3 protein-coding genes and 1 pseudogene are annotated in these 8,431 nt (G+C 65.3%); 1 reads left to right on the top strand and 3 read right to left on the bottom strand.

What is annotated here, in order from left to right:
• A pseudogene (locus V2J85_RS22340) lies at positions 1-136 on the bottom strand (peptide-methionine (R)-S-oxide reductase); the annotation flags it as partial.
• 407 nt (positions 137-543) lie between these two features.
• Here V2J85_RS22340 and V2J85_RS22335 point away from each other — a divergent pair.
• Positions 544-1,152, top strand: a complete 609-nt coding sequence (locus tag V2J85_RS22335) for a hypothetical protein (RefSeq protein WP_330822543.1) — start codon at positions 544-546, stop codon at positions 1,150-1,152.
• Between the two features lie 153 nt (positions 1,153-1,305).
• Here V2J85_RS22335 and V2J85_RS22330 read toward each other — a convergent pair whose 3' ends face one another.
• Both V2J85_RS22330 and V2J85_RS22325 read right to left on the bottom strand, forming a co-directional pair.
• Positions 1,306-1,845: a hypothetical protein gene (locus tag V2J85_RS22330; RefSeq protein ID WP_261955122.1), complete on the bottom strand. Its 540-nt coding sequence runs from the start codon at positions 1,843-1,845 to the stop codon at positions 1,306-1,308.
• 69 nt (positions 1,846-1,914) lie between these two features.
• Positions 1,915-8,022 (bottom strand): RHS repeat domain-containing protein, encoded by a 6,108-nt coding sequence (locus tag V2J85_RS22325; protein ID WP_330822542.1) that lies wholly within the window; start codon positions 8,020-8,022, stop codon positions 1,915-1,917.
• Positions 8,023-8,431: the final 409 nt, after the last annotated feature.

Below are 8,431 nucleotides of genomic sequence, written 5' to 3'. Positions count from 1 at the left end.
CGAAGACATGGCCGAGGTGGGAGCCGCAGCGGGCGCAGCGCACTTCGGTGCGGACCATGCCGTGCGAGCGGTCGGCCAGGAGCTCTACGGCGTCGGAGTCCTTGGGGTCGTAGAAGGACGGCCAGCCTGCGTGGTTCGCGGATTCACACTTCTCGGGCGCCTCATGCTGTGCGCCCACGCCCTGGTCCCGCACCAATCGAGTAGGCGAATTCTCTTGTCTCTGGGCGTCCTCCAGCCGGCGACGTCTCGCCCCCGGCCGGGGACCTCAACCACCTACCTCACCAGGGAATCGAGGACCCTCATGTCCGACACCACATCTGACAGCACATCGACGCAGCACCCCGTACCCGAACCGCTGACCGGGCTGACCGAAGCACAAGCCACCATCTACATCGAACTGGTCGGACGCACCGAACCGGCCACGGTCATCGAACTCGCCCTCGCCGCAGGCGTCGGCAAGTCCACTGCCGGAAGGGCACTGGCCATGCTGGAAGACGTGGCCTGGCCGTACGCACCCCGGGCGGTCACGACGGCCCCCGCCGCATGCCCGACCTCTGGTACACCGCCGCCACGGCCAACGAAGCCCCCAGCACGCCGTCGAACGACGACGCCCCCGCACCGGCCCGGCCAGAGCCCTGCACGGACGACACCACCGAGCCCACCAGCAGCTCCCTTGAAGGCAACGACAGCTCCCAGGAAAAGCCCACACCGGGCACCACGGCCCTCGAGACCGACAACACGGACACCTGTGCCGAAGAGGAAGCCAACGCGGCACAGAGCGCCCCGTCTCAGGACACCGAGCACAACGACGGCTACGACACCAGCCAAGACGGTACGCCCAGTGAGGAGGACAGCAACAACACTTCCGCGCCGCAGGAGAACCCCGAGCCGCCAACCGCACCGGCACCACCGGCACCCAGCGCGGAAGGGCGACTCGCGCCGGGAGCACTCCGGCAGATGGTCATCGACCACCTCCGGGCACACCCCGCCGACGCATTCACCGCCACCCAGATCAGCCGCATCATCGAAAAGTCATCAGGCGCCATCGCCAACGCGCTCGACAAACTGGTCAGCCAGGGAATCGCTACGCAGGTGAATGACCGACCGCGCCGATTTCAGCTCGCCAACTCGACCGTGAACACGACGCAGTAGCTGCGCTACCGGTACGGAACCGGGTGCACCCCGCGCACCGCGCGAGGTGCACCCGGACGTCCTCTTGATCACAACCGGGCGGCCGACGCAGTGCGGATCGTGGCGGCCTCAAACAAGCCGACTGACGGGTGTAGGCGGGCGACCAGGTGCCGCTCAGGAGTTATTGATCGCTGCCCATACGGCGCAGGCCACAGCGGCTACCAGCCAGATTTCCGAGAGCCAAGAGACTGCACATTTCCTGCGAATCACAAAGTCAGACACTGCCGCTTTTCCGGCGACATGGTTGCGGACTACCTTTGCCGCCCTGTCCGCGCTGCCCACAAAGGAATCAATGAGGGAGCCGCTGTAGGCTGCCACGAAAATCTCACTGCCGTCTCTCGCCTCGATCTTCATATTCCCCCGGATGTCAACGAAAGCTTCCTTTATCGCCCCGGGTTCAACGTGGTATTCAAAGATGGCGTTCACCACCTGCACGTCACCGGGGGAAAGAATGATACGAGAGCGGAGGATTCGCTGCTCGACGAAGATCGTCCCGAAGATCGCCGTTAGGCCAAGCGGAGCGCCGTTCGGGCCATCGGTGCCCATTTTGGCAACCATCAGAGCAGCCAACGCCAGGAAGAACACGGTGAAGAACCATTGCAGTACTCGATAACCGCTCCTACGCAGCTTCCGTGCTCGCTCTTTACGCTTCATCGGCTTGCTCCCTGATTCCCATCCAAATCGGGATGACCCAGCAAGCGGGCCATCCCGACAGTCGATCTGTCAGCAGAATTTTGGAACGCTTGACGCCACTACGTTCAACAGATTGCCCGCACTAGAGGCGTCTGCTCCACAGAAGCCCACATTGAATGCACCGTTGATACTCATGTTGCCATAGGCCTGTTTCCAGTTTATTGGTCCGCGAAAAGTTTTATCGATGGTCCAGGTTTTCCGTCCGCCGCCTACACCTGCAACTACAGGGATCTTGGTTTTGTACATTCTTGAAGTCCTGGTGAGGGGGCTGCCCCAATAAGCTTCAGACCAGCTCTTCGCCCCTCCGAATGCCCTACCGAAGGCTGCGGCAGTTCCACCGCCCACTAGCGTCCATGCCAAGTCTTTCGAGTATGACTTGACGTCGAAGTTTCCTGTTTTCATTCCGTCACCCGCAAATTTGAGGGTAGCGACAGCCACTCCCGCACCGACACACAATCCTGCCGATGCAGCCAGACATGTGACGAACCCTGCGACCGTCGCAACCGTCTTGATGTCGTCCCAGTGGTCGCTGACCCAGCCCGATGCGGAATTCCACGCCTTCTCCCACCAGGGTTTCGGCTTGGGCGGCGCCGGCTTCGGCTTGGGTTTTCCATACCCGGCGTCCTTCCCCGTGCTCACGTAGTCCCGGTACCAGCTGGAGCTGTAGTAGCTGCGCCAGGTCTTGTTGTAGGAGCTGATGAAGCGCTTGTACTTCCTGGTGGGGTGGCCGTAGCGGTCGGTGTATCCCTGGTCGCGGTACCAGTTCCGGTGGGCTGTGCTGTTGCCGTAGCCGAGGCCGGTCTCGCGGTCCTGGAACTGTTGGCCGTCAGGGTCGGAGGCGGTGACGGGAGTGTTGTTGGCGTAGGCGTAGGCGTTGGACTGCTGGGGGTCGTCGGGGTCGAGGAGCGGGTCGACGGAGAGGAAGGTTCCTAGGGCCGGATCGTACTCGCGGGCGCCTATGTGGGTGAGTCCTGTGCCTTCCTGGGTGCCATCGACGAATCCGTGTGTGCCGGGCCAGGACGTCGGTTGAGCAGTGCGGGGTGCTCCGAAGGGGAGCTGAGTGCGGCGGGTGATTGCCTGGTCGGTGGCAGCCACGGCGGTCAGTGCCGTGCCCTGGTGGTCGGTGAAGAGGTAGGAGAGGCCTCCGGTGCTGGTGCGCACGGCGACGGTGTCCTCGCCGTGGTTGTAGTAGCGGGTACCGACCGTGGAGCCGTCGTCGTAGGTCTTGAGCTCGTTGCCGTTCGGCAGGTAGAGGGTGGTGCTGCCGTCGCTGTTGTGGGTGAGGAGTCGGTCGCCTTCGGTGTCGTAGAGGTAGCTGGTGTCCTTGCCGTCCTCGGTGACCGCCGCGAGGCGTCCTTCGGCGTCCCAGGTGAAGGTCTGGTTGCGGCCCGCTTCTTGGCGGGTGCGGAGGTTGCCGGCTTCGTCGTAGGTGAACTTGTCGACGTCACCGTTGGCAGGGCCGCCCTGAGTGCTGACGGTGGTGACGGCGTGCGGCCGGTCCTTCTTGGCGTCAGGGAAGTCGGAGTTGCGGGTGACGTCTTGTCCTGTGGTGGTTCCGGAGACCTGGTGCTGTGTCTCCTTCTTCCGGTTGCCGACCGCGTCGTAGGTGTAGCTGCGCCAGTAGGGGGCTGGGCCGCCCACGGTGGTTGTCGAGGGCGCGGTGGTGCAGTCCTTGGTGGTCGTCCAGGCTTCGGTCAGGCGGCGCAGGGCGTCCATGGTGAAGCACTGGGTGTCGGTGGTTTTGGTTTTGTCCTGGCCGCTGGTCGTGGTGAGACCGGTGATGTTGCCGGCGTTGTCGTAGGTGTAGGCGATGTCGTCGATGCGCTGGGGGGCTGTGTCGCGGTCGGTGGTCTGCCGCATGAGGTCGCCGGTGTGTTCGTCGTAGCTCTGTGTCTTGTAGAGCTTCTTGCCCAGAGTGCCGCCGTATTCGGTGCGTAGTGGTCGGGAGAAGGGGTCGTGCGAGGTCTGGTTGACCAGGACCTGCGAGCCGGCAGTGGTCTTTTGCGGGAGGTTCCCGTCGCTGAGGACGGTGGTGACACGTTCGGAGGGGAGTCCGCCGAGGGCGGGGTTGAGGGTCCACTCCTGGATGCCGGTGTAGGTGTTGTAGCCGTATTTGAAGGTGTAGTCGGTCGTGGTGCCTTGTTGGCCGGGGAGGGTGACGGTGGTGGAGGTCGGCTGGTAGCGGTCGTTGTAGCCGCCGGTGCTGGTGGTGTATTCCTTGCCGTCTTCGATGCGGGTTTCGGAACTGAGCTGGCCCTTGGCGAGGGTGTCGTAGGTCCACCTGGCGCGGAGGGTGGAGCCCTGCTTGAGGGTGGTTCTGCGGCCCAGGGCGTCGTAGCCGGTGGTCAGGGTGGTGCCCCGTGCGTCGGTGACGGTGGTGGGGCGGTCGGCGTTGTCGTAGGTCGTGGTGGTGGTGCCCTTGTCGGGGTCATGGGCGCTGATCTGGCGGCCGCGGGCGTCCTGGGTGTACGTCCAGGTGTTGCCTGCGGGGTCGGTCATGCTGGCGAGCTTGTCGTGCTGGTCATAGGTGTAGGTGGTGGCCTGGTAGTCGCTCATGCCGCTGGAGGTGTACTGGCGCAGTTCGGTGGTGCGGCCACGGGCATCGGTGAGCGTGGTGGTGGCGGTCGCCCCCTTGGGCGGGATGACGGTGGTGCGGTCGCCGCCGTAGGTGGTGGTGGTGCGCCGGGTTTCGTCTCCGTACCTGCGTGAGATGGCGGCGGTGATGCGGCCGCTGCCGTCGTAGGTGTTCTCGGTGAGGTGGGGAACGGTGTTGTCCGCTGCCTTCACCGGGGTCGCGGAGGGTTGGCCGTCGGCGTAGTAGGGGTTGTAGGTCTTCCAGGTCCAGCCGTGGGTGTCGTAGAGGGTTTCGGCGATGAGGCGTCCGCCGCCGGGGGCCGGTGTCTGGGTTTCGCGTTCGCGCAGCAGGCCGTCGTAGAGGGTGTAGGTGGTGTGGTAGCTGGCGTCGTACTGGAGGGTTTTGGTGGTGACGACGTTGGGTGTGGTGGTGGAGAGGGCGTAGGTGTATTCGGTGGACGGCATGCCGGGGTGGTCGGCCTTGGTCCAGCCGGGCTGCCACAGTTTGGTCAGGCGTCCGAGGGCGTCGTAGGTGGCGTCGGTGCGTTTGCCGTTGGCGTCGATGGTGGCAAGTGGAGTGCCCCGGGCCGGGTCGTCCTGAGTGGTCTCGGTGTGTCCGAGCGGGTTGGTGGTAACGGTGGTGAGGGGGGTGGCGCCGGTGGCGGGGGTGAAGTCGGTGGTGGTCGTGGCTCCTGTGGCGTCGGTGGAGGTGTGGACCCGGCCGTAGGCGTCGTAGGTCCGGGTCTCGGTGGTCAGGAAGCCGGTGCCGGCTGCGTCCTGGCCGTCGGTGCGGGTGATATCGCCCTTGGTGGGTGGGGCCGCGAGGGTGGTGGAGCCGTCGTAGTAGCTGCGTTCGACCGAGACCAGGTCTTTGGGCAGAGCGGGGGTGGCGTCACAGTCGACGGCTACGGTCTTGGCCTCGGCGACGAGGTCGAGGATGTTGGCTTGAGTGTTGCGTGCGTAGCGGGTGGTGGTGCAGCGTTCGTCGCCGGTCTTCGCCGTGTCACCGGTCTCGGAGGAGGTGGTGATCTGGCCGTAGTCGTCGAAGGTGTTGTCAGTGCGGGTGCGTCGCCATGCTCCGCCGGTGATGGCCTCGCGGGTGGCGGTGGTCTTGGTGTCGGTCATGTAGGCGACCAGGTCGGGCAGTCCGGCGCGGGCGTGGGCGGCGGTGGGGGCGGAGCGCCAGGGAGTGGTGACCGTGGCCTTGAGGATCTTGTCGCTGTCGCCGTCGTAGGTGATTTCCTCGCGGGGCATCCCGGCGAAGGCTTCGTGGTCGTCGGTGGTGTTGCCTTCCGAGTCAGGGACCTTGGATCCGTTGATGCCTCGGAAGTACCGGGTTTCGGTGAGGGTGGTCTTGTCGTTGCCGGCACCGACGCGTTCTTGGACTCTGGCGTAGCCGCGCTGGTCCCCGTAAGTGCGGTATTTGGCCTTGGTGAAGGGGTCCTGGTCCTTGGCCCATGCTGCTCCGCCTGGGTAGCTGTAGGCGGTCTGCTTGATGGGCGCTCCGGCGGTGTTGTCGGATTCGAGGACCTGCGTGACGACGTAGGAGTGGAACCAGTCGAGGTAGGGCTCGCCGTTGGGGCCCGGGGAGTCGGGTGGCGACCACATCACCGGGTAGCAGCGGGTGATGTTGCTGTCGGGCTGGGGAAGTGAGGTGGCGGTGCAGCCTGGCTGGGAGTAGGTGACGCCGATCGTGCCGCCGCTCTCGGTGTCGATGCCGTAGATGCGGTAGCGCACGAGCGGGGGTATCTCTTCGTGGACGCGCTCGACGCGGTTGGCCAGCTGCTGGCCGCGGAAGGAGACGGCGGGCAGGGTGACGGCCGGGTCGGCGGTGTGGCCGGTGCGCTGGATGGAGGCGAGCCACAGTGCGGGATCGGACCCGTCGCCGGTGGAGGGGAACTGGTGGGTCAGTTTCCAGGCGTCCACCGTCTTGTAGGTGCTGCCCACCAGGAGGTGGGTGGTCATGTCGGTGAGGCGTTTGCGGGTCCAGAAGGAGGGCGAGTACCTGTTCTTGCACTCGTCGCCTTCTTTGCAGTACTGGTCGAAGGGTACGTCGGGCCAGTTCTTGGCGTGGGTGGCGTCGAAGGTGGTGCACTCATCGAGGCATCGTTCGGAGGTGCCAAAGGTGACGGTGGCCGTGGCGCCATTGGTGGCGTACATGGCGGTTGCGCGCAGGCCGTATTCGATGCGCTTGAGGCTGCCGCCCCGGACGTACGACGTGGCGGTGGATGTGCCGGTGGTGTCGGAGACGTTGCGCCCGTAGTAGTTGGTCTCCTTGTCCCAGTAGTAGGCCATGGCATTGCCGTGCGGGTCGACCACGTAGTCGAGGTTCCAGCGCCAGGCCTGCTGGCACCAGGAGTCGGCGAAGGCGGTCTGGTGGCAGGGTTCGCCGGGATGGTTTCCGAAGACGGGCACGGTCCAGGTGGAGTTGGTTTCGGTCTTGCCGCCGCTCCAGCCGGGCAGACGGTTGTAGCCGTAGTAATAGCTGGTGCCGTCGGGTGTGGTGACGCGCCAGTATTCGCCGTTGTTGTCGCCGTTGCCACGGTCGGTGTTGCTGAGCTGTTCGACCTTCGTGCCGTCGTCGTCCTTCAAGTGCCAGACGGTGGGCTTGTCGCTGTCTTTGTTCTCCGTGTCGTCCTTGACGAGTTCGTGGGACTTGCCGGCGAGGGAGAGGGTGGCGTTGTCGGTCTTCCAGCACAGGTCGCCGACTTTGGTGGTGTTGTTGCCGCCACTGTCGTCGTCCATGCAAGGGGTGTAGCGACGTTCTATGCCGCCTGGTTCCATCGACCAGCCGTCGCCGATCCAGTTTGCCTGGTTGTTGGTTGCCGCGGTGCGGCCATCGACGGACTGGGAGGAGTAAGACAGGCCGAGGTCGGGGGCAAGGTCTCCCGGTACATCCGGAACGTCGAGGTCGTAGCTCCAGGAAAAGGCTCCGGAGGAGCCGCCGGCTGTCCATGTGCCGGAGGGAGAAAGGGCGGTGGCTTTGAAGTCACCGGACGCTCCGGCAGGTGCTGCGGTGGCGGCGAGCAGGGTCACGTCGTTGCTCGCCGCGGTGAGGCCTTGGGGGGCTTTCGCCGACGTGGGTGTGTGAGCCAAGAGGGCTTTGCCTGAGGGTGCTGTGCGTGCGGGCTTGAGGCTGAGGGCGCCGGAGAGCTTGCCCGCGGGGACATCGTTGTGGGTGTCGAGCGGGATAGCGGGGCCGCAGGGGTGCGACGCTTTGGTGGTCAAGGCGCATGCGGGGAGGCGGCGCAGGGTCAGGCGTGACGCCCAGTCGCCGCCGTAGGCGTGGCGGAAGCCCGAGTAGTCGAGTTCGACCTCGACCTTGCCTGCGGATCCGCCTTTGCCTCGTACTGCGAGGACCACGCCCTCCATGCCGAGGGCCTTGGTGGCGTTGCGGTCGAGGACCTGGATGTCGAGGCGCTGGGGGCCGGTCGGCTCGCTGGTGCGGGCACCTGAGAGGCTCCGGGCCTTGAGGGGTAGCGTTCCGGCTGCGGCGAACGAAGGGACAGCCTTGCCGTCGGCTTGCAAGGAGACTGTCGCGGTCTGGGCCTTGGGCCAGGTCACCGTTGGGGGGCGTTTCCACGCGTGCGCGCGGGCTTGGTCAGGCTTGGGGACACTACGGCCTGGGCTGGCTTTGACGGGTACGGGCTTGGTCTTCTGTTGTGCGGGCAACTCCAGGCCGGCCGCTGCTGCCGCTATCGGTTCTCCGAGAAGCCCGCCTAACAGGCAAGCGGCGAGCACCGTCGCGATTCCTGTCCGTGCGCTTCTTCGTCTGCCTCTGGCGCGCCCGCATTCAGCCATGAACACATTCCCCCCATTGATTTCACAACATCCCCATCAAGTGGCCCGGAAGCTAAAAGCGCCCTCGCGAGTCACGCCAGGGCCAGTGAGACCACACAGATCCCTGGCCGCCCTGGCCGCTGTCGCCACGATGACGACGGTCTTGTCCGCCCTGGCCGAACCATCGACCGCA

This window comes from Streptomyces bugieae, assembly GCF_036352915.1.
Lineage (GTDB): Bacteria > Actinomycetota > Actinomycetes > Streptomycetales > Streptomycetaceae > Streptomyces > Streptomyces endophytica.
This window is presented reverse-complemented; position numbering and strand designations above follow the sequence as displayed.